20 protein-coding genes and 1 tRNA gene are annotated in these 21,205 nt (G+C 65.9%); 14 read left to right on the top strand and 7 right to left on the bottom strand.

What is annotated here, in order from left to right; genetic code table 11:
* Positions 1 to 127 precede the first annotated feature (127 nt).
* From O3656_RS07130 to O3656_RS07085, 10 genes are all read left to right on the top strand, one after another.
* Entirely contained in the window at positions 128 to 1,060 is a 933-nt protein-coding gene (locus tag O3656_RS07130) for a 5'-nucleotidase (RefSeq protein WP_500063284.1), read from the top strand.
* Between the two features lie 95 nt (positions 1,061 to 1,155).
* Complete coding sequence (locus tag O3656_RS07125) at positions 1,156 to 3,297, top strand: ABC transporter ATP-binding protein (RefSeq protein WP_500063283.1); 2,142 nt, start codon at positions 1,156 to 1,158, stop codon at positions 3,295 to 3,297.
* Entirely contained in the window at positions 3,294 to 4,169 is an 876-nt protein-coding gene (locus tag O3656_RS07120; protein WP_500063282.1) for an energy-coupling factor transporter transmembrane component T, read from the top strand. The genes O3656_RS07125 and O3656_RS07120 overlap by 4 nt, the downstream gene beginning before the upstream one ends.
* Positions 4,170 to 4,292: 123 nt before the next feature.
* Positions 4,293 to 4,376, top strand: a tRNA-Leu gene (locus O3656_RS07115).
* A 1,209-nt stretch (positions 4,377 to 5,585) separates the two neighbouring features.
* Positions 5,586 to 6,035, top strand: coding sequence for a hypothetical protein (locus O3656_RS07110; protein WP_500063281.1), 450 nt, complete (start codon positions 5,586 to 5,588; stop codon positions 6,033 to 6,035).
* An 86-nt stretch (positions 6,036 to 6,121) separates the two neighbouring features.
* The gene (gene cmtR, locus O3656_RS07105; RefSeq protein WP_007588138.1) at positions 6,122 to 6,490 is read left to right on the top strand and encodes a Cd(II)/Pb(II)-sensing metalloregulatory transcriptional regulator CmtR; all 369 of its coding nucleotides are present in this window, start codon (positions 6,122 to 6,124) and stop codon (positions 6,488 to 6,490) included.
* On the top strand, positions 6,487 to 8,391 hold the full coding sequence (locus O3656_RS07100; RefSeq protein ID WP_500063280.1) for a heavy metal translocating P-type ATPase: 1,905 nt from the start codon (positions 6,487 to 6,489) through the stop codon (positions 8,389 to 8,391). The genes cmtR and O3656_RS07100 overlap by 4 nt, the downstream gene beginning before the upstream one ends.
* A gap of 613 nt (positions 8,392 to 9,004) precedes the next feature.
* A complete protein-coding gene (locus tag O3656_RS07095) occupies positions 9,005 to 10,417 on the top strand; it encodes an SLC13 family permease (protein ID WP_500063279.1) in 1,413 nt (470 codons plus the stop codon).
* 1 nt (position 10,418) lies between these two features.
* Positions 10,419 to 12,524 (top strand): sensor histidine kinase, encoded by a 2,106-nt coding sequence (locus O3656_RS07090; protein WP_500063278.1) that lies wholly within the window; start codon positions 10,419 to 10,421, stop codon positions 12,522 to 12,524.
* On the top strand, positions 12,521 to 12,991 hold the full coding sequence (locus O3656_RS07085; protein ID WP_016460719.1) for a response regulator: 471 nt from the start codon (positions 12,521 to 12,523) through the stop codon (positions 12,989 to 12,991). Before O3656_RS07090 ends, O3656_RS07085 begins: the two co-directional genes overlap by 4 nt.
* A gap of 163 nt (positions 12,992 to 13,154) precedes the next feature.
* Here the strand turns inward: O3656_RS07085 and O3656_RS07080 are convergent, their stop codons facing one another.
* Complete coding sequence (locus O3656_RS07080; RefSeq protein ID WP_500063277.1) at positions 13,155 to 13,304, bottom strand: hypothetical protein; 150 nt, start codon at positions 13,302 to 13,304, stop codon at positions 13,155 to 13,157.
* 399 nt (positions 13,305 to 13,703) lie between these two features.
* Between O3656_RS07080 and O3656_RS07075 the strand changes: the two genes are divergently transcribed.
* Complete coding sequence (locus O3656_RS07075; RefSeq protein ID WP_500063276.1) at positions 13,704 to 14,834, top strand: AAA family ATPase; 1,131 nt, start codon at positions 13,704 to 13,706, stop codon at positions 14,832 to 14,834.
* Positions 14,835 to 14,836: 2 nt separating this feature from the next.
* Positions 14,837 to 15,451, top strand: a complete 615-nt coding sequence (locus tag O3656_RS07070) for a hypothetical protein (protein ID WP_500063275.1) — start codon at positions 14,837 to 14,839, stop codon at positions 15,449 to 15,451.
* A gap of 70 nt (positions 15,452 to 15,521) precedes the next feature.
* Here O3656_RS07070 and O3656_RS07065 read toward each other — a convergent pair whose 3' ends face one another.
* Both O3656_RS07065 and O3656_RS07060 read right to left on the bottom strand, forming a co-directional pair.
* Complete coding sequence (locus O3656_RS07065) at positions 15,522 to 16,178, bottom strand: hypothetical protein (protein ID WP_500063274.1); 657 nt, start codon at positions 16,176 to 16,178, stop codon at positions 15,522 to 15,524.
* Between the two features lie 112 nt (positions 16,179 to 16,290).
* The gene (locus tag O3656_RS07060) at positions 16,291 to 17,040 is read right to left on the bottom strand and encodes an NADPH-dependent oxidoreductase (protein ID WP_500063273.1); all 750 of its coding nucleotides are present in this window, start codon (positions 17,038 to 17,040) and stop codon (positions 16,291 to 16,293) included.
* 23 nt (positions 17,041 to 17,063) lie between these two features.
* Here O3656_RS07060 and O3656_RS07055 point away from each other — a divergent pair, with 23 nt between their 5' ends.
* Together O3656_RS07055 and O3656_RS07050 are read left to right on the top strand one after the other, a co-directional pair.
* A complete protein-coding gene (locus tag O3656_RS07055) occupies positions 17,064 to 17,999 on the top strand; it encodes an alpha/beta fold hydrolase (protein ID WP_500063272.1) in 936 nt (311 codons plus the stop codon).
* Positions 18,000 to 18,058: 59 nt separating this feature from the next.
* On the top strand, positions 18,059 to 18,472 hold the full coding sequence (locus tag O3656_RS07050; RefSeq protein ID WP_500063271.1) for a hypothetical protein: 414 nt from the start codon (positions 18,059 to 18,061) through the stop codon (positions 18,470 to 18,472).
* 76 nt (positions 18,473 to 18,548) lie between these two features.
* Here O3656_RS07050 and O3656_RS07045 read toward each other — a convergent pair whose 3' ends face one another.
* The 4 genes from O3656_RS07045 to O3656_RS07030 form a co-directional block, all read right to left on the bottom strand.
* The gene (locus tag O3656_RS07045; protein WP_500063270.1) at positions 18,549 to 19,067 is read right to left on the bottom strand and encodes a GNAT family N-acetyltransferase; all 519 of its coding nucleotides are present in this window, start codon (positions 19,065 to 19,067) and stop codon (positions 18,549 to 18,551) included.
* Complete coding sequence (locus O3656_RS07040; RefSeq protein WP_500063269.1) at positions 19,067 to 19,375, bottom strand: type II toxin-antitoxin system TacA family antitoxin; 309 nt, start codon at positions 19,373 to 19,375, stop codon at positions 19,067 to 19,069. The genes O3656_RS07045 and O3656_RS07040 overlap by 1 nt, the downstream gene beginning before the upstream one ends.
* A gap of 172 nt (positions 19,376 to 19,547) precedes the next feature.
* Positions 19,548 to 20,327 carry an amino acid ABC transporter ATP-binding protein gene (locus O3656_RS07035; RefSeq protein WP_500063268.1) on the bottom strand — a complete coding sequence of 260 codons (780 nt, stop codon included), beginning with the start codon at positions 20,325 to 20,327 and terminating at the stop codon, positions 19,548 to 19,550.
* Positions 20,327 to 21,199, bottom strand: coding sequence for an amino acid ABC transporter permease (locus O3656_RS07030; protein ID WP_500063267.1), 873 nt, complete (start codon positions 21,197 to 21,199; stop codon positions 20,327 to 20,329). The genes O3656_RS07035 and O3656_RS07030 overlap by 1 nt, the downstream gene beginning before the upstream one ends.
* Positions 21,200 to 21,205: the final 6 nt, after the last annotated feature.

Raw genomic sequence — 21,205 nt, 5'->3', positions numbered from 1 at the left:
TCGCGGGTGCTGTCGGTGCGCGAGACGCGGCCACGGCCTCGTCGATCCCATCGGGGGAGCGGGACGCAGATGAGCATGGCCGTTTTTATCCTGGTGCTGATAGGTAGCTGCGTGTGGAAGGAGCGTCATGGCTGCGGAGCTGGATCTGGAGCGCGCCCTCGTCATTGGGGTCGCGTCGAGTGCACTGTTCGACCTGAGGGAGTCTGACGCGGTGTTCCGCGAGCAGGGCGAAGAAAAGTATCGGGAGTATCAGCGCGAGCATCTCGATGATGTGCTCGAACCGGGCGTCGCGTTTCCCTTTATTCGCCGCCTCCTCGACCTGAATGACCTGTCGGATCAGGAACGGCTGGTGGAGGTCGTGATCCTCTCGCGCAACGACCCGGAGACCGGGATGCGGGTCATGCGCTCCGTCAAGCGCCATGGTTTGGACATTACGCGCGCGATCTTCATGCAGGGACGTGCCCCTTACCGCTTCATGAAGCCGCTGCGCATGTCCCTCTTCCTCTCCGCGAACGAGGATGATGTGCGCGAGGCGATCGACATGGGATTTGCGGCGGGGCATGTCATGGGCCACGCGGCCCCCGATGACGGGGACGCGGACCTGCGCATAGCCTTCGATTTTGACGGCGTGCTGGCTGACGATTCGGCCGAGCGTGTGTTCCAGAGCGAGGGGTTGGACGGGTATCAGGAGAGCGAGAGCGCCCTGGCCGAGGTGCCTCTCGACCGCGGGCCAATGGCCGATTTTCTGGAGAAAATCAACCGGATTCAGGGGATCGAGGACTCGAAAAGTGTGGATGATCCGTCGGGGTATCGACGCAGGGTGCACGTCGCTGTGGTGACGGCTCGGAGCGCCCCCGCGCATGAGCGTGCGATCAACTCGATCCGAGGGTGGGGCCTGCGAGTCAACGACGCCTTCTTCCTTGGCGGCATCGACAAGGGGCCCATCCTGGAGGTGCTGCGCCCGCACATTTTCTTCGATGATCAGCGCCGCCACGTGGAAGGCGCGGCGCTCCCCACCCCGAGCGTCCACATCCCCTTCGGTGAGATCAACAGGCAGTAGGCGTTGAGGCTTGTCGCTCGGTGCAGGTCGGTGATTTCGTCGGGTCAAGCGGCCCGGCGGTCGCAGATGTGGGCGGGGCCTGGGAGACTAGACACATGAGCTCATCCGCGCGCGATGCCCGCCGCCTCACCCCCGTCGAGGTGGCGACCGCTGGCGCGCTCTCGGGCCTGGCCGTCACCTTCGGCCTCATCGCCGCGGTCACCCCCGTCTTTCAGCTCTTCTTCCAAGTCGCCACGGCCGTCCCCCTCGCGATGGTCTCCCTCACGCACCGGCCCCGAGCCGCGATCGCAGCCTTCGCCTCGACGATCCTCCTCGCCGTCGCGGTCGGTGGCCTGGCCACGGCTGGCCGCTCCTTCCAAGCCGCCCTCGTCGGCCTCATCATCGGCTTCCTCCACAAGAAACGCGCCTCCTGGCTCTCCGTCTGTGGGGTCGCCGCCGGGCTCGGCATCGTGTGGGGCATCGGCACCGACATCGCGTTTTGGATCCTGTCCGACCTGCGCACCCTCGGCCTCGAAAGCATCCAAAAGACCCTCGACGGCTTCCTTAAGCTCATCGGCCACATCCCCCATTCCAGCGGCTTCGTCGACGCGGGCCACCAGCTCGGCCAATGGTTCGTCGACTGGTGGTGGATCTGGATCCCCATCACGCGCTTCATCGGCGTGGCCTTCCTGGTCCTCGCCGCCCGCTGGCTCCTCGGTGCCATCCTCAGCCGCATCTCCCTCGACGCGGGCTGGGACCCACTCCTGGAGGCGACCGCCCGCTCCGCGCATTCGCGCGCCGAGGCCCCGGCCTCGTCCCCCCTGCCCCTGACCCTCACCGACGTCGACTTCACCTACCCGGGCACCGACCATCCGGCCCTGAGCGGCGTCACCCTTAGCTTCGAACGGCCCGAATACACCGTCGTCCTCGGACACAACGGGTCGGGCAAGTCCACCCTCGCCCTCCTGCTCGCGGGCGCTGAACCTGGCTCTGGGACGCGCCAGGGCGGCGGGGTCCTCGGGGCTGTCGGCGGGACCGCCCTCGTGGGCCAGCGCTCCGAACTCCTTGTTCTCGGACAGAGTGTCGCCGAAGATGTCACCTGGGGCATGAGCGCCTCGCAGATCTCCGATCTTGATCTCGATGAGCTGCTCGCCAGTGTTGGCCTCGCCGGCCTCGCCGACGCCGACCCGCGATCACTTTCCGGCGGGCAGCTCCAACGCCTCGCGCTCGCGGGCGCGCTCGCCAGGTCTCCGCGCCTGCTCATCTCCGACGAATCCACCGCGATGATCGACCGGGTCGGCCGCGCCGAGATGCTCGACCTCCTCGCCTCCCTGCCCGAGCGCGGGATCGCCGTCGTCCACATCACCCATGACCCCGCCGAAAGCGCGCGCGCCGACCGCGTCATCACGATTGACGGCGGGCGCATCGTCTCCGACCGTCGCGCGGGGGAGGGGAGCGCCGCCGCGGATGGGCTTCGCATCGACGAGGCCGGGGATCCTCCCGCTTCCCCCGTCCCCGCAGCATCGGGCTTGTCTGCGTCTTCTGCGGCGGGCGCGCCCGCCCTCATCAACGCCGCGCACCTGTGGGCGGACCGCGTCGCGCACACCTACGACCTCGGCACCCCCTGGGAGAAGCCCGTCCTGCGCGACGTCAGTCTGATCCTCGACCCTGGGCAGGCGATGCTCATCACGGGGGACAACGGCTCGGGCAAGACGACGCTGTCGCGCGTCCTCACCGGCCTGCTCGTGCCCACCTGGGGGCGCGTCACCCTCGGCGGGCGCCCCATGGAACGCTGCGTCGGCGATGTCGCTCTTTCTATGCAATTCGCGCGCCTCCAGCTCCAACGCCCATCCGTGCGCTCCGACATCCTCGCCGCCGCTGGCTACGGTCCGCGCGTCGGCACCGGCTCCGCGCACCGCAAGGGGGCGATCAGCCGCGAGGCGGGCGACCGTATCGTCGCCGAGGCCATGGAACTCGTCGGACTCGACCCCGCCCTGGCCTCGCGCGGCATCGACGACCTCTCCGGAGGACAGATGCGACGCGTCGCCCTCGCCGGCCTGTTCGCCTCCCACCCGAGCGTCCTTATTCTCGACGAACCCATGGCGGGACTCGACGCGGCCTCGCGCGACCTGCTCATCTCCGTCCTGGCCGAGCGGCGCCGCGCGGGCCTGTCCATCCTCGTCATCTCCCACGACCTCGAAGGCATGGATTCCCTGTGCGACACCCACGGCCACCTCGCCGAGGGGGTGCTCTCATGATCGAACCCCACTCCGCCTGCGGGGCAACCGGCCCCGGCGGCGGTGCCAGCGAGGGTCGCTTCTCGAGGACCCCTCCCGGCCTCGGCGAAGGAGCACCGCGCGCGAAGCCTCGGCGAAGCGCGGGCTTCACCCTGCCTCGGCCCCTGCCCTGGGCGACGCCGCTATCGCGCGCCTGGCCCGGCACCCTCATCGCCTGCTGGACCGTGCTCACCACCTGCGTGATCCTCTCGCCGCGCTGGTCGACGCTTGCGATCGTCGGTGGCCTCATCCTCGTCGCGTCGCTGATTATTCGGCCGCCGCTGAGCGTCGCGCCGCGCCCGCCCCTGTGGATGATCTCCGGATTTATTGGCGGCTGTATCGGCGCGTGGCTGGGCGATGGACTCGAGCTGTTCCTGCGAGTCTCCACCCTGGCGCTCGTCGTCCTGTGGGGTTCGGGCCTCATTGCGTGGGTGACGCCGACTGCGGCGCTCGCGGCCGCGCTGCGCTTCTTCCTGACGCCGCTGCGGCTCGTGGGGGTGCCGGTCGATCAGTGGTCGCTCGTCATGGCCTCCGCCCTGCGAGGCCTGCCGATGCTGCGCGATCAGGCGCAGGCGGTGCTCGATACCGCCAAGCTGCGCCTCGGCCAGGATGTGGCCAGCCTGTCGCTGCGCGGCTACGCGCGTCTGAGCGTTGATGTCATCACCGCGATCCTGTCCGCTACGTCGCGCGGCGCCGCCGAAACCGGGCGGGCCATGTCCATGCGGGGAGCCATCGAGGCGCACGGTGGTGTGGCCCGTGGTGCGCGCGTGCGGCTCGGCTGGGTGGATGTCGCTGTCATCGCTGCGAGCCTGTTGGGTGTCGCAGGCATCGTTGCGTGCAGGTTGATGCTGTAGGTTGTCGCCGCTGTTTTCGTTGTGATTGCAGCGTTGTGTGGGTGGAGTGTGACTTCTTGTGCCCTGGGTCATACGGTGTTGATTTGACGTGGGGGGTGTGATGCCCCTATTCTTTCTGGGTACGCGCGAGTGGCGGAATAGGCAGACGCGCACGGTTCAGGTCCGTGTTCCAGTGATGGAGTGGGGGTTCAACTCCCCCCTCGCGCACGATGAAACCGCAGATCCTTCGGGGTCTGCGGTTTTTGTTCTGTAGGGTTGTTGCTTGTGACCCCACGGGTGTTCCGGGCGTCGCAGCCTGGCCCTCCGCTCCCTCCGGCGCCATCCACACCAGTGGGGCCTGGTCGCGGTATGGTGCGAGTCCTGACTGCATCTCGGTAATTTCGCATGCAATTCCCCTGAGTGTATTTCAAGTATTGAAATCTAATCGTTGATATTCTGCGGTTTTTGAGTTTGTGTTGGTTCGTGTCGTGGGGGAATTGCATGCGACATTTGGCTGGGCGTGGTCTTGTCGTCGTCTCAGTAATTTCGCACGTAATTCCCTCGTAACTTGTTCAAACATTGAAATCACCTCGTTGGAATTGCAACGTTTTTGGGCGGTCTCAAAAAATGACCGTCTGAAATTACGTGCGAAATTTGTCTGGGCCGGGTCCTGCCGCCGCCCACCGGCACCGTGTATAGGCCTCGCCACCGCCCACCGGCACTGCCCAGGCTCTGTGCCTCGAAGCCCGCCCGTGCCCTCCACACCGGTCCCTCCGACACCCTCCACACCGGTCCCTCCGGTGCCCTCCACGCAGGTGGGGCCTGGTGTCCTGTTGGCGAGCCACAACTCTGCCTCGTGTTCGGTACAAAATTCTCCCTGCTCAGCTTCTTGGTGGTGAGAACGGGACAAAACTCTCCCTGCACGTAGAAAAAGCGCCAAATCGAGCCATTTCGCGTGAACAGGGAGAGTTTTGTACCGCACATACGGTGCGAGGGGGTGTGCTGGGAGAGTTTTGTACCGAAGCGGCGCGGCGTGGTTCTTGTTGGGCGAGATTTGTTTCGCCGTGGCACCTTCCGTGTGTGCAGTTGCCGGGCTTCCTACACCCACCGGCGCCCCAGCCTGGCCCTCGGCCCCTGCAGCACGCTCGACACTGGTGGCGGTGGGGGTTTTGCAGCATTAGAAGCTGGTTGGCTGCGTGTCGCCGGCGTGTCGTACCTCTAATGACGCCATTTCCCCCGTTTGGTGGCGGCCCGGCCGCGCCGAGCGCCGCAAGCGCGCGAGCGCCCTCTCGGTGGACTTCACCCCGGAGGGCGCGCAGGCGTTCTTTGACTACCGCCAGCAGCAGAAGGAGAAGGAACATGAGCGCAGCGCTCGACAGGCTGAAGCGGCAGAACGAGCCCGAGTAGTCGCAGCAGTAGCTTGGCAGTCCGGAGACGATGGAGCTGTTGACCTCGATCCTCGCCGCCGTCGAGGCGCAGAACACGAGGATCGCCATGCTGACCGAACAGCAGAAGAAGCTCGCGGGGTTCGTGAAGGTCATGGACGAGGAGACGACGAGGCGGGCGGAGCGGATCATCGCCGCTACGGCGAAGCTGGAGGTGCGACAGCTCTGGTCAGCCGCCGCCGCGATGTGCCTCGTTCTCCTGCCGGTGGTCGTGGTCGTCGCCGGTCTCTGGATGGGCATCGCCGGGCTCATCACGGGTGTTCAGTGGGCGCTGGACGTGGATGGGAGCGTGTGGATTGGCATCGGCCGGTGGCTCGTGGTCGGCGCTGGCCTCGCCGGGGCCGGCTACGGGCTCTTCGTGTCCGTCCGCTGGGTTGCGGGTCTCGTGGAGACCTGGAAGGGCCGCGGGATGCCGAAGTGGCCCCACTGGCGCAAGAGGTGATCATGCCTCGCGAGGGCAAGCGCGCAGCGCGTGCGGCAGCCGCGACAACTGGACATTAGGTCAGCGGCTGCTGTATAGTTCAGTGCATGCTGACTATTGCTTCGCGCCTCGACGTCATGAACCGGCTCGGCCGGGCCATGGCCGACCCGACGCGCTCCCGCATCCTGATGTCCCTGCTTGACGGCCCGAGCCACCCCGCGGTGCTCTCGCGCGAGCTGGGACTGACCCGCTCGAACGTGTCCAACCATCTGACCTGCCTGCGCGACTGCGGGATCGTGGTCGCCGAGCCCGAGGGCCGCCAGACGCGCTACGAGATCGCCGACCCGCACCTGGCCGCGGCGCTGACGGCACTGGTCGATGTGACCCTCGCCGTGGACGAGAGCGCGCCGTGCATCGACCCGGCCTGCTCGGTGCCGGGCTGCTGCGCCGCGAGCAGTTCGGGGGACGCCTCGTGAGCGCCGCCTGCGGCTGCGACGAGCCGACGACCAGTCCCGCGGATGAGGCAGAGGAGGCAGAGCGCCCGTGGTGGCGTGATCCCGGCCTGGTCGTGCCGATCCTCTCCGGCGTCGCGTTCGGCACTGGCCTGGCGCTGGAGTGGTCGGGGCTGCACATCGTAGCGCTGGTCGCGTTCTGGGCGGGCCTGCTGCTGGGCGCGAACACGTTCGTGCCCGGTGCGATCCGGAATCTCGTTGTGAAGCGCAAGCTCGGGATCGCGCTGCTGATGACGATCAGCGCCGTGGGCGCGGTGATCCTCGGCTACGTCGAGGAGGCGGCCGTGCTGGCGTTCCTCTTCTCGATCGCCGAGGCCCTGGAGGACAAGGCGATGGACCGCGCCCGCGGCGGGCTGCGTGCGCTGCTGAAGCTCGTGCCGGAGACCGCGACCGTGCTGCGCGACGGGACCTCCGTCTCGGTCCCGGCCAGGGAGATCGCCGTCGGCGACGTGCTGCTGGTCCGCCCTGGCGAGCGGGTCGCGACCGATGGGCTGGTCCGCTCGGGCCGGTCGAGCCTGGACACTTCGGCGATCACCGGTGAATCGATCCCGGTCGAGGTCGCGCCCGGAGAAGTGGTGTCGGCGGGCGCGATCAACAGCGCCGGCGTGCTGGAGGTCGAGGCGACCGCCGCGGGCACCGACAACTCACTGACCACGATCGTGGAGCTGGTAGAGCAGGCCCAGGCCGAGAAGGGCGACCGAGCCCGGATCGCTGACCGGATCGCCCGCCCGCTGGTGCCCGGCGTGATGGTCCTCGCCGTCCTCGTCGGCGTGCTCGGGTCCCTGCTCGGCGACCCGGAGACCTGGATCACCCGCGCCCTGGTCGTCCTCGTCGCGGCCAGCCCCTGCGCGCTGGCGATTGCGGTGCCGGTCACCGTGGTCTCCGCGATCGGCGCGGCGGCCAAGTTCGGCGTCGTCATCAAGAGCGGGGCCGCCTTCGAGCGCCTCGGCGGCATCCGGCACCTGGCCGTGGACAAGACCGGCACTCTGACCCGCAACCGGCCCGAGGTCACCGCCGTCGTCGCCGCCCATGGGTTCGACGATGCGCAGGTGCTTGCTTGGGCTGCCGCCGTGGAGCAGCACTCGACGCACCCACTCGCCGCTGCCATCGCCGCCGCGGGCCGGGGAACCCCCGCCGCGCAGGACGTGGCCGAGGAGGCCGGGCACGGCATCGGTGGCCTGGTCGACGGCCGCAGGGTGGCGGTGGGCAGTCCGCGCTGGATTGACGCCGGTCCGCTCAAGGCCCGGGTCGAGGACCTGGAGGCCGAGGGGCAGACCTGCGTGCTCGTCACCGTCGACGGCTTCCTGGCCGGGGCGATCGGCGTCCGCGACGAGCTGCGCCCCGAGGTCCCCGAGGTTGTGCGGACCCTGCGCGACCAGGGCGTCGAGGTGAGCATGCTCACCGGCGACAACTCCCGCACCGCTGCTGCGCTGGCGAAGCTGGCCGGGATCGGCGACGTGCACGCCGAGCTGCGTCCCGAGGACAAGGCTCGTATCGTCGCCGGGTTCTCGGAGACGTCGCCGACCGCGATGATCGGTGATGGCATCAACGACGCGCCCGCCCTGGCCGGGGCGACCGTGGGCATCGCGATGGGCGCGACCGGCTCCGACGCCGCGATCGAGTCCGCCGACGTCGCCTTCACCGGCCACGACCTCGGCCTCATCCCGCAGGCTCTGCGCCACGCCCGCCGCGGCGGCAGGATCATCAACCAGAACATCGTTCTGTCCTTGGCGATCATCACTGTGCTGCTGCCGCTGGCGATCACCGGTGTGCTCGGCCTGGCAGCGGTCGTCCTCGTGCACGAGGTCGCCGAAGTTGTCGTCATCGCCAATGGACTGCGGGCTGGGCGTGCCCGCAAGCAATAGGTGTTCCGTCCAACGCCATAACTCAGACATGCGCTACGAGAACCCTCTCTACCTCGCCGAGGAGGCCGCCGCCCTGGACCTGATCGCGGACGGACGCGGCTGACCCCTCGACGCTCATCAAGCAGCTGAGCCAGGACCGCGCCCTCGCGGAGGCCGACACGCTCCTCCTGACGATCCCCAACCAGCTGGGATTCGAGGAGAACTGGTCGATTATCCGTAACTTCGCGGAGTATGTGGCCCCCGCCCTCGGGTGGGAGCCGGCGCGCCCGGGCGTCCTCCCGACGGGCTACGACGTCGACGAGGCCGTGGCCGAGTAACAGAGAGCGGGGTCGCGGGTGGTGCCTGGGCTTTCGTTCACGTGGGCTGCACAAACGTGACGTTACCAAGCGTCAACACGCATGACTGAACGCCTGCACCCTCAAGGAGCGCAGGCCCGCCGACGCCGCAAGCGTCAAGCCGGGGTGGGGTATTGGAAAGCCCCACCCCGGTTTCACTTTTTGTGTGCGCTGGCATACACTGGTCGGACACTATCCAAGCAAGACGATGAGGTCTTCACATAATGGCTCGACGCTCCAAGGGCGCGGTGTCAATCAATCCGCGCTCCGCTCAGAATATGTCCACGCGACCGGCAGATTTCTCGAAGAAGAAGCAATCAATTAGCCCGGTCAAGGTGTTTGGCGCCGTTGCGGCGCTGGCGTGCATTGTGACCTGCCTGTTCGTGCAGTTGCCCGGCCTGGACGTGGCCGGTACGCGCATGTTCGGTATTTTCTTGGCGGCGATTCTGCTGTGGGTGACGGAGGCGGTGCCCCTGGCGGGCACCGCGGTCCTCGTCATTTTCTTGGAGGTCCTGTTCATTTCGGACCACGCGCTGCTGAGCGTGGGTGAGGGTGCCCCGGCGTACACGAAGTTCTTCGGGGCGCTGGCCAACCCGGTCATCATCCTGTTCCTGGGCGGCTTCATGGTGGCCGACGGTGCCGCCAAGTACAAGCTGGATCGCGCGCTGTCGGCTGTTCTCCTCAAGCCCTTCATGGGCAAGCCGCGTCTGACGGTCATGGGCGTCATGCTGATCACCGCGATCATGAGTATGTTCATGTCGAACACGGCGACCACGGCGACGATGTTCGCCGTCATGATGCCCGTCATCATGGCTCTACCCGAGGGCAAGGCACGCACCGGCATCGCCTTGTCGATCCCGGTGGCCGCGAACGTCGGCGGCATGGGCACGCCGGTCGGCACGCCCCCGAACGCGATCGCCCTGGGCGCGCTGGAGAACGCGGGCGTCAAGGTGACCTTCCTGCAGTGGATGCTCGCGGCCGTCCCGCTCATGCTGGTGCTCCTGGCCCTGTCGTGGGCGTTCATCGCGTGGCGCTACATCCCCACCGACGCCAAGTTTGACATCGACACGTCGGCTCGCTTTGAGAAGTCGCGCAGCGCGATCATCTTCTACTCGGTCGCGGGTCTGACCATTCTCCTGTGGATGACGGAGTCGCTGCACCACATTTCCGCCAACGTCGTCGGCTTCCTGCCGGTCGTGGTCCTCCTCATGACGAAGGTGATGAGCGGCGACGACCTGCGTGCCCTGGACTGGCCGGTTCTGTGGCTGGTCGCCGGCGGTATCGCGCTGGGTTCGGGTGTGTCCGCCACGGGCCTCGACAAGTGGATGCTCGGCTCGATCCAGTGGGCCTCGATCCCCGGCGTCCTCCTGATCTTCGTGTTGGCGCTCGTGGGCTGGGTGACCTCGAACGTCATTTCGCACTCGGCGTCGGCGAACCTCCTGATCCCGATGGGCATGGGCCTGGCGACGACGGTGTCCACGAGCGCCGCCGAGATCGCCATCGTCATCGCCCTGGGCTGCTCGCTCGGCATGTGCCTGCCGATCTCGACCCCGCCGAACGCGATCGCGTACTCGACGGGCACGACCCCGACCCGCGAGATGGCAATCGTCGGCATCGTCGTCGGCGTCATCGGCATCATTCTCCTGGCGTTTGTTGCGCCGCTGACCTGGGGATTCATCGGGGTGATGTGACGTGTCCGGGGACGAGGCCATGGCTGGTTCGGGGGCAGCGCGCCCCCGGCCGGGGCTGGCCCACGGGTGGACGCAGGGGCCCGCGGCGGAGGACGCCTCGGTGCTGGCCCGCACGGACGTGCGAGCCGGCGGTCACCGAGTCGGCCACCCGATTCACCTGCTGGTGTGCGGCGACGATTCGCGCTCGATTGCTGCCCCCGTCACGAGGGATTTGGCGCACGCCTTCCCGGGCCTGTGCCTGGACCGCATCGACGGGATCGAGGATCTGGCCGCATACGACGCGAGCCTGAATCCGGGCGATCACGTGCTCATGGGCCTGGTGACTTCAGAGGTCGCCGATATTGACGCGCTCATCGACCGGGCGGGGACGATCCCGGCGCTGCGCCGTATGCAGTGGGTCGTGGTCACGGATCGCTCGGAGCACCGAGACCTCGTGCGGTGCATACAGTCGGACGCCCTCGCTTCGGTGTTGAAGTCCCCGTGGACGGTGCCGCTGTTGGCGGGTCAGGCGTATTCGACGATGGTGCGCTACCTGCGCGGGTGCGGGTATTCGGAGAGGCAGATCCGCTCGCTGATCGCGGACCCGCCGCCGTTCGCCGTGCAGGGTCCGCTCCTGGAGGGCTTGGACCGCGACGAGCACGAGGTTGTGATGGAGCTCCTCGCCGGCGTCGAGCGCGTGCTCGGGCAGAGGCCTCGGCTCATCGTCCCCGAGGGGATACAGCTGGTGACGCAGGGCGAGCCGGTGGGTGCCGTCTACCTGGTGCTCGGCGGGCAGGTGTCGCTGCACAGGGATTCAGCGCAGGGCGAGGTCCTGGCGCACCTGGCGTCGTCGGGTCCGCTCATCGGCCTCGTGTCGCTGGCCCGCGCGGAGGACGCGTTTTTCACGGGCGAGACGGCGACGGAGGCGACGCTCGTGCGCCTGACGACCGAGCAGCTCCAGATCGTCATCTCCGAGGACCCGTCGATCGGCGCGACCCTGACGGCGCTCGCGATCCGCTCGCTGACGCGCCGCCTCATGCGAGCCGAGGACCTGCACCTGCAAAACGCGATGCTCGCCGAGGACCTCGAGGCCCAGAAGGAGGCCCTGGCGGCCACGCTCGAGGACCTGCGCGCCACCCGCGCCGAGCTGGTCGAACGCGCGCGCTTCGCGATGCTCGGCGAGCTGAGTGCCGGCATCGCCCACGAGCTCAACAACCCGGTGACCGCCCTCGTGCGCGCCGCGAAGCACCTGCACGAGGACGTCGATGCGGCGCTCGCGGCCCCGGCCACGGCCTCGTCGAGGGAGGCGATGGCCCGCGCCCTCACGGCGCCGCCGCGCTCCACGTCGGTCGAGCGCGCCCTCATGAAGGAGCTCCTGCCCGTCGTCGGTGACCGCACGCTGGCGCGGCGCCTCGTGCGTGCGGGGATCCAGGGGGCGGACGGCGCGCGTGCGCTCGCGCGGATCCCGGGCGGCATCGACGCGTACGAGGCCGGGGCGCGCCTGGGCGGGTCCCTGCGCTCGGTGCTCGCCGCGGGCGACCGCGTCATCGAGCTGACCCAGTCCCTCAAGGGCTACGCGCGCCCGGACGCGGAGGATCTGAAGCCCGTGGACGTGCGCGAGGGTATCGACGACGTCCTGCGGCTCACCGCCCACAGGGTAAGGGGCATTCGCATCGACTGCGACTACGAGGATGTGCCGCCCGTGCGCGCGCATCCGGCGAAGTTGCAGCAGGTGTGGACGAACCTCATCGTCAACGCGGCCGAGGCCATCGAGGATGAGAACGCGGATCTGGTTGCGACGGCGGAGAGCGCGGGCGGTGTGCCTGAGCTGCCCGCGCGCGGCGAGGCCGAGGCCCGCATCCGCATCACCGTGCGCCCCACCCCCGAGGGTGTGAGTGTCACCGTCCACGACAACGGCCCGGGCATCGACCCGGGAATCGTCGACAAGATCATGGAGCCCCACTTCACCACCAAGGCGGGGCGCGTCCGATTCGGCTTGGGCATGGGCATGTCCATCGTCCGAAGCATCATCGCCGATCACGGGGGCACCCTCACGATCGACTCTCACCCGGGATCCACAATCATGCGGATCTCGCTGCCCGCCCAATCACACGAGGAGGAATCATGACCCTGACAATCCTGTCCCTTGAGGACGAAGCAGACGTGCGCGATGCGCTCGAGCGCGATCTTGAACAGTTCTGGGACAAGATCCGGCTCGAAGTCGCCGAGGACGTTGACGACGCGTGGGCCGTCATCGACGAGATCGTCGAGGACGGGGACGAGTTGGCCCTCGTCCTGTCCGACCATCGTCTGCCCGGAAAGTCGGGCGTGGACTTCCTCGTGGAGCTCATGAAGGACGAGCGTTTCGGCGCGACCCGAACGGTCCTGGTCACCGGCCAGGCCGACCAGTCCGACACGATCCGTGCGGTCAACCAGGCGGGCCTGGACTACTACATCGGCAAGCCCTGGAACCCCGACGAGCTGCGCACAGTCGTGCGCGACCAGCTCACCGAGTATGTCCTGGAGACCGACGTGGACCCCCTGCCCTACGTGAGCGTGCTCGACGGCGTGCGCATCATGGAGGCGATCCGCTAAACGGCAGACACAGGGCCGCCGCTCGACTATCGCGGGTCGGCTGGCCCGCCGCGCGCGCCCGCCGCGCTCATCGACGTTGGTGAGGCGGCGGTCCTCGTCGGCACCTGGTTGGCCTCGTGGCTGAGTCGATCGTAGTCGAGGCTGGGAGGCCAGCTGCCCATCGTTATACGGATGAAAATACGTAGGCGTCGGCGGTTGCGTAGGCGACGACGCACCACCCGACAGATAGGAAGAGGAGGAACACCTGATTGCTCGCGTTCGATGGGTTCGCTAGCTCATCCATCGCTTCCTCCGTCGGTTCTCGTGCGGGCATCGGGCTCAGTCCGCACGCCTTGATACCCATTCTGCGTGTCGGCTTGGCCGTGGGGCGGCCGTCTGTACCGCGCAGCAGTGCGGGCCGGGGCATCGCCCGGTGCCCGTGCCGACCGCATTGGGATGTTCCTTGATCGCGGCTCCACTTGCCAGGCGGCACGGCTTGATCTGTTGGAGGTCCGGTGCAGTAGCGCCGTATGCCCGCATCGCTTGGGCGCTCCGCCCGCCTGGGTTGTTTGCGAATCGTGATTCTTTCGAAGTCGTAGGCTCCGGACACCAGAAGGATCATGTTGAGGAGCTTGATTGGCTTGGCGCTTGTGATACTACTGTCACAATAGGTATGCTGTTGCAGACTATATGTACTCGATCCAACGAAGGTGGCGGCATGGAGTTTTCGCATGTGCACATCAAGAACTGGAAGAACTTCCAGGATCTGAGTTTTGATGTCGGCCCGCGGCTTTTTATTGTTGGACCGAATGCCGTCGGCAAGTCAAATCTTCTCGATGTGTTCCGTTTCCTTGGGGATATCGTTGCGCCCGGGGGTGGGATGGTTCAAGCTGTCGATCAAAGGGGAGGGTACAGCAAGATACAGAGCCTCTTTGGTCGTCGGGCACCGTACCCGAGGATCGATGTGTCCATGCGGGACGGAGACGACACGTGGCGGTATGTGCTGGTCATCGAATGTGAGAAGTCCGGACATCGAAGGGTTCTTGTTCAGGAAGAACGGGTTGAACGTAACGGAAGGGTCTTGCTCAGCCGCCCGTCGCAGGACGATAAAGACGATGTGGAGCTGCTGACGCAGACGCATCTGGAGCAGAAGGTCACCAATAAAAAATTTCGAAAGATAGCTGACTTCTTTGGTCAGATCAGGTATTTTCATCCCGTTCCGCAAGTAATTAGAGGACTAACAGGGAGTGATATACGGACCTCTGATCCGTATGGTTCCGATATTATTCAACAGATTAGTGAAACACCTGATCGAACGCGGAAAGCGAGGCTCAGGCGTGTTCAGGCTGCCCTTCAACGGGCTATTCCTGAGTTTGAAGAGCTGAAGCTCGAAAAGGATTCCATGGGTGTGCCCCACTTGGAGGTGGGTTACAAAAACTGGCGGGTGCGCCCTTCGTGGCAAAACGAGACGCAATTCTCGGACGGAACGCTGCGACTGTTGGGGTTACTCTGGGCGTTGGCCTCAACTCCAGCCGATGGTTCGAGCGTGCTGCTACTTGAGGAGCCGGAGCTTTCGTTGCATTCCGCGCTCGTGGCTGAGCTACCATCTGTTTTCGCGGAGGCACGGCGCCAGGTGAAGGGTGGTGTGCAGATCATCCTCTCGAGTCATTCAGCTGAGATAGTGGATGATGAGACGGTCGGTGCGGATGAGGTCCTCGTACTTCTTCCCGGGACGAATGGGACGAATGGTAGTCTTCTTGGTGATCGTGAGGATGTTGGTTGTTACCTCGAGATAGAGACCCCGTTCTCAGAGATCATCAGTGTTCTCATGGGCGCTGACGGGACGCCAAGTCTGACGCTCTGATCATGAGTGCATTGATGCCGAGGGCTCTGGTTTACGTTGAGGGGAAGACAGACATCCCCGTGGTTCATGCCGTCATGAGGGCTGCGGGTTGGGAACGTGAGGAATTTACTGTATTCGCACTGAGAGGATCTGCTAAGCTAGAGGCTAGGCTAAGGGAGCAGGCTAGTTTACCTTCTCCGATTCTACGGGTATTCATGCGAGATGCCGATGGGCAATGTCCTGTCGATATTAGAAAGCGGCTCCTGCCAAAGGGAAGCGCGGATACTGTTGTTCTTCGTGTGTGCGACGATGAGATTGAGAGCTGGCTTCTTGCGGATGACGTGGGTTTCTCCAGGTTTTTCAACATGCCGCTTGCAAAAGTTGAGTCACCGAACGGGGTGGATGCGAAGGAGCGGATGTTGGGCTGTGTATCGAGGTATGGGAAGAGGAATATCAAGGAGTTCGTGCGACAGGAAAGCAAGATTCGGGGCGGCCGCGCCTACATTTTTGGTGCGCGTTATGAAACAATTCTGACGCAGTTCATTACTGATGAGTGGAATATCGACAGAGCCGCGCAACGAAGTGACAGCCTCAAAAGGGCGCTTCAACGCCTAAGTGAGCGCCACGAACGTTTCTAAGCGGCGTCCGTGTTCGTTGATCGTGCTGCGGGAGCGACACAAGACAAGACGTTCGTAACGTTTGAGGGCTTTAGACCGCGGACGGCTGATTGCCCGGGTCGTTGCACATTGTGATGCCCTCGAAGCCGGCGGCGCCCAGTACCTGGAAGATCTCGTCGAGGAGGACCATTGGCTCGGCCGTGCCCGCCGCGAACTCGGGGTGGCGGATCTCGATGGCGGCCATGCCGCGCGGGTCCGCGACCGGTTCGGTGTCGAACTTCTCGGACAGTAGCCGGTTCGCCTCCTCCAGGTCGGCGGGGGATCCGAACGCCCAGGTCACGGCCTTGTTGCCCGCCCCCGTGGGCGTGCGATGAATGTACATACGCGTCATGAGAATGTGGCGGCCGTAGCGGGGGAACATATCGCCCACGCGGGTGAATAGGGCGATGTCGGCCAGTTCCCCGCCCAGCGACGAATCCACGAGCGCGTACGCGTACGCTCCGATGCCGCGCAGGGTCAGGGCGTCCGCGAGGAGGCCCATGACCTCGTCGCCGAAGGGCTCGGGCTGGAAGTACACGCCCTCGCCAACCTCCGGTGCATCCGGGCCGAGCAGGGTGATGTCGAAGCCGGCATCCGCCAGCGCATCCCGCACGAGCGCAACGTTGTGCTCCGGGAAGGGGTGCAGCGCGGCCGCGTTCGCGGCGATGCGCTCGATAAACACGTAGGTGGAAAAACCAAGCTCAGCCATGCGCCCATTCTAAGCGCGCGACAGGCTGGTTATGCGACGGGGCCGTGGTCCCCTGGTCGGCACCGGTTACGACAGCTCGAGGGGAGGCCACGGCCTCGTCAAGGAAGGAGAGTCAGCGCAGGCAGAGCCCCTGCTCGTGGAGGACCTCCATGATGGGGGAGACGTGCGCGCCACCCACGCCGATGTTGGTGGCGACCAGGTGCGTGAAGGATTCGAGGCGCGAGCCCGAGCGCAGGTCGTAGTACTCGGTGACCTCGCGGTCGTAGTCGGCGAGCGTCTGTGTGTAGGACTCGACGCGCGGGTACGTGTTCTCAGCGGTCATGACGGAGAGGGGCATGCGCGGCTTCTGGCCGGGCTCCTGGTCCGGGTGGCCCACGAGCAGGCCGAGAACCGGGAAGGTCAGCTCCGGCAGCTCCAGCACCTGTACGACCGGGCGCGGATCGGCGAGGATTGAGCCGAGGTACACGGTTCCCAGGCCCATGGACTCGGCGGCCACGACCACGTTCTGAGCGGCCAGCAGCGCGTCCTCGACGGCGGTGAGGAACAGATTGATCGACCCTAGGGCCTCCGAGGAGACACCCTGCTCGGCGCGGATGCGGCTGTTGCGGTACAGGTCGGCGACGAAGATGAACAGGTCGCCCTTCGTGCCGCCCACGTAGGGCTGGCCGGACGCGGCACCGATCGCCTCGCGCACCTTGGGGTCCGTGATGTGCAGGATCGTGCAGGACTGCAGGAACGAGGAAGTGGCCGTGTGGCGGGCCACCTCCATGAGCGTCGTGACCTCCTCCTCGGTGAGGGGCTGGTCCTTGTAGGCGCGGATCGTGCGGTGGGCGAGCTGGCTCGCAATCGTCTCGTTTGTCATGCGTTCATTCTACGATTGGGGGCGTGAAACAGATAGAGCCTTTTGGGCCTTTTGCGCTGGCAGCAAACGTCATTCCCGTCGCCGTCCCCTCCCCGGCCGGCGAGCTCAGTGGCCTGCTGACCGGCCCGAGCGCCCCTGCCCTCGTCGACGGCATCCCCGCGATCTCAGCGGCGTCGTCCCCGGACGCGGCGGGGGAGAACCGCGCGCTCCTCGTTCCCGGCTACACGGGCTCCAAGGAGGACTACGCGCCCGTCCTGCCCTTCCTGGGCGACGCGGGCTGGGACGTCCTCGCCTACTCGCAACGAGGCCAGGGCGGGTCCGCCGCGCCCGCCGGCCTGGGCGCGTACGGGATGAGCGACTTTGTCAATGACCTCATCGCCGTCGCCGAGGCCTGGGCCGGGACCTCGGGTCGCGTGCACCTCGTGGGCCATTCCTTCGGTGGCATCGTCGCGCGCGCGGCCGTCATCGCGCGGCCCGACCTCTTCGCATCCGTGACCCTGTTCTGCTCGGGTCGCGCCGTCTACGACTGGATGAACACCCTGCCGATCCTCGACCCCCTGCCCACGGGTCCCGGCGCGCGTGAGCAGGTGCTGCGCGCCTACTTCCCGGACATGCACTTCGACGAGCCGGGCGTCGGGTGGGCGGAATTTCAGCGTGTTCGTGCCCTGGACACGGCCTCGGAAAACCTGGTGGGCATCGCCCGCATCCTCTCCCAGCTGCGCCCCGATACCCCCGCGCTCGCGGCCACGGGCGTGCCCGTGCACGTGCTGTACGGGGACCAGGATGAGATCTGGCCGCCCTCGTGGTACGCCGAGGAGGCCTCGGACCTGGGCGCGCGCGAGAGTGTCATCCGCGGGGGCGCGCACAGCGCCCAGCTGCAGCACCCGCAGGAGTGGGCGGAGTTTGCCACCTCGTTCTGGGCGGATGTGGAGTCGGGGGCGCTGGTCTGGTCCATGTGACGCGGGATGGTGTGACATCGTCCCAAAACGGGCCTTGTGATGCGTATCTGTGAGTATGGATGCTTAGTATGGTGCTTATGAACAAGCGTTCCATCCTCACAGCAGTGCTGGCGCTCGGCCTGGGCATCTCCGCCCTGACCGGCTGCGCCACCGATTCCGCTCACTCCTACGTGACCCCGAAGGACGTCAAGACGGTCGAGCGTCCCATCGCTCAGATCGACGAGCACGGCATCAAGGTCCCCGAGAAGCGCGACCTGAAGATCAAGCTGGCCGACTCCGACAAGGCCGCCAAGTGGAAGATCGAGGTCTCTGATCCCACCGCCCTTGAGGTCGGCAAGTCCGAGAAGAACATCGTCACTCTGCACCCGCTGCGTGCGCTGGGTGAGAACGATGACCCGGTGACCGTGACCCTGACCGATCCGGACGGCATCACGACCGACTTCAAGGTGACCATCACCGAGGGTGCCAACTGATTTTCTACTGACAACGCTTCGGGCCCAGGATCTGCGGATCCTGGGCCCTCACTTATTGACGCCCAATCGGGGTGCCTCACAGAGCATCGATAAACTCCCGCAGTGCCGGCAGCGGTAGCATCAGGTGATTGTCAGCTCCGGGGCATGATACAAACTGCGAGCACTGGTTGAAGTAGAACTCGCGTGCCCGGTCGTCCGCACAGTGGACCATGAGGGCCGCGAATCCAACCTCATTGCTGAGCTTGTAGGCTCGCAAGAGTGCATCGTTGAGGAGAGCTGCGCCTATGCCTCGTCCCTGCGCGCGCTGATCGACGGCAAGACGTGCAAGGAGCAGGACGGGACACGGGTCCGGGCGTCGACCGGGTTTGAGGGCATCTGGGAGTTTACTGCGTTCTTCTGCTCCCATCGCCAGGGCGTAGAAGCCGAGCGTTTCGGGTTCCTGCGTTGTGACGAAAACGCTAGCATTTCCGGCGCTGTGATTCTGCCACGCGAAGCGGTGGAACCAATCGTCGATCTCGGCGTTTCCCGACTGGAAGCGTGATCGGTCATCCCTCCGCTCAAGGGGGCGAGGCTCCTGCAGGACTGTTGTGTACATCAGTGGTCGGAAGCGTTCGGTGCACTCAGGTTGATGTGAGTGCCGAAGGGCGAGGGGCGATCAAAGAGTTTGCGCAGCTTGGGATCGTCCGTCGGCGGTGCCTGCAGAATCTCTTCGAAGCGGGCGTGGTCCTCTTCGTTCAGGATGAAGAGGCGCTGGTCTGCGAGGCGGCGCTGGGCTTCCATCGTGACGGTGGACAGGATGAAATCGCTGATGCTACGGGCGTCCTGTTCGGCCGCCCGACGAATGAGTGTATCCTGTTCTTCGGTGAGGCGCAGGTCCAGGCGTCGTGTCTTCGTGGTGCTCATGTGAGCCTCTCTTTCGTCTGTACGGAAGTTATCCGTACATGGGCTAGCGTAGCATGATCCGGTGCCAGAGTAAATTTCTTTTGTGTCTTTACAAGTGATGTGCGACATGCTGTTATGACACAGGCCCGGACTGGTTCACGACCAGTCCGGGCCTTCCCGTATTGATGAGGCGTCAGTGCAGGATGCGCGCCAGGAAGTCCCGGGTTTCCTGCTCGCGCGGGTTGTCGATGACCTGCTCGGGCGGGCCCTGCTCGACGATCTGGCCGCCACGCAGGAACACGACGCGGTCGGCTGCCTGGCGGGCGAAGCTGATCTCGTGCGTCGCCATGAGGATGGTCGAGCCCTGTTCCTTGATCTCGCGAACGAGGTCCAGGACCTCGCCGACGAGCACCGGGTCCAGCGCTGCCGTGATCTCATCCAACAGGAGCAGCTCTGGGTTTGTGGCGAGCGCGCGTGCGATGGCGACGCGCTGCTGCTGGCCACCCGACAGTCGATCCGGGTACTCCTTCGCCTTGTCCTTCAAGCCGATGCGGTCCAAGAGCTCCAGGCCGCGCTCGCGCGCGCGGTCCTTCTCCCAGCCGTGCACCTTGCGGGCCGCCAGGGTCACGTTGTCCAGCACCGACATGTGCGGGAACAGGTTGTAGTGCTGGAACACGACGCCGATGCGCGCGCGGATTTGATCCGCGTTCGCGCGCGGGTCCGTGATGTCCTCGCCGGCCAGGAAGATCTGGCCGTCGTCAACCCGCTCCAGCAGGTTCGCGCAGCGCAGCAGCGTCGACTTACCCGAGCCCGATGCGCCCAGGAGGACCACGACCTCGTGCGCTGCGACATCCAGGTCCAGGCCACGCAGGACGACGTTATCGCCGAAGCGCTTGACGACGCCGACGGCGCTCAGGACCGGGGTCGTGTTGTCCGAGGCCTGGGAGGCCTCGTGCGTAGTGGGAACCGACATCAGACGGTGCCTCCCATCTGCTCGCGCTTACGCAGTCGGGCCGTGTACCAGTCCGACAGGCGAATGAAGGGGAACGACAAGATGATGAACAGCAGGCCGGCAACCACGTAGGAGGTCATGTTGTAGGTCTTGGCCTGGACCATCTGCGCCGAACGGATCGCGTCGACCGCGCCCAGGACGGAGATGAGGCCGACGTCCTTCTGCATGGAAATGAAGTCGTTCATCAGGGCGGGCGTGACCTTGCGGATCGCCTGCGGAACGATGATCATGCGCAGCGTCTGCCCGTGGGACAGGCCCAGCGATCGGGCCGCGTAACGCTGGGAGGGGTGCACGGAGTCCAGCCCCGCGCGCAGCACCTCGGCCACGTACGAGGAGTACGTGAGGATCAGCGCGACCGTGCCCAGGAACGCGGTCGGGATGCGCGTCGTCGGGTTGAGCGCGGGAATGCCGAAGCCGATCAGATAGAGGACGACCAGGAAGGGGACGCCTCGGAAAATGTCCGTGTACGCGGCCGCCAGGAAACGGATCGGGAAGAACACGGGACCGGCCAGCGTGCGCGCGGCGGCCAGGAGGGTTGCGAACACCGCGACGCCCAGAACCGCGATGAGCAGGATCCGGATGTTGAGCCACAGGCCGGACAGGACCTGGGGGAAGGCTTCGACGAAGTACTTGCCGTTGAAGAAGGTCTGGCGGGTGGCCTCCCACCCGTCGGAGTTGACGACCACGGCGATAAGGACTCCCGCGACCACGATCGTGGAGGCCAGGGAGACGAGGATCGACCGGACCGTCTGCTTGCGCCGATAAGCGCGCCGGCCACGCTCCACCGCCGAAACGGTGAGCGTGGCCGGCGCGTTACTCGAGTAGTCACTCATGAGTGT

Origin of the sequence: Pauljensenia sp. 27098_8_83, assembly GCF_041432695.1 — a bacterium.
Lineage (GTDB): Bacteria > Actinomycetota > Actinomycetes > Actinomycetales > Actinomycetaceae > Pauljensenia.
This window is presented reverse-complemented; position numbering and strand designations above follow the sequence as displayed.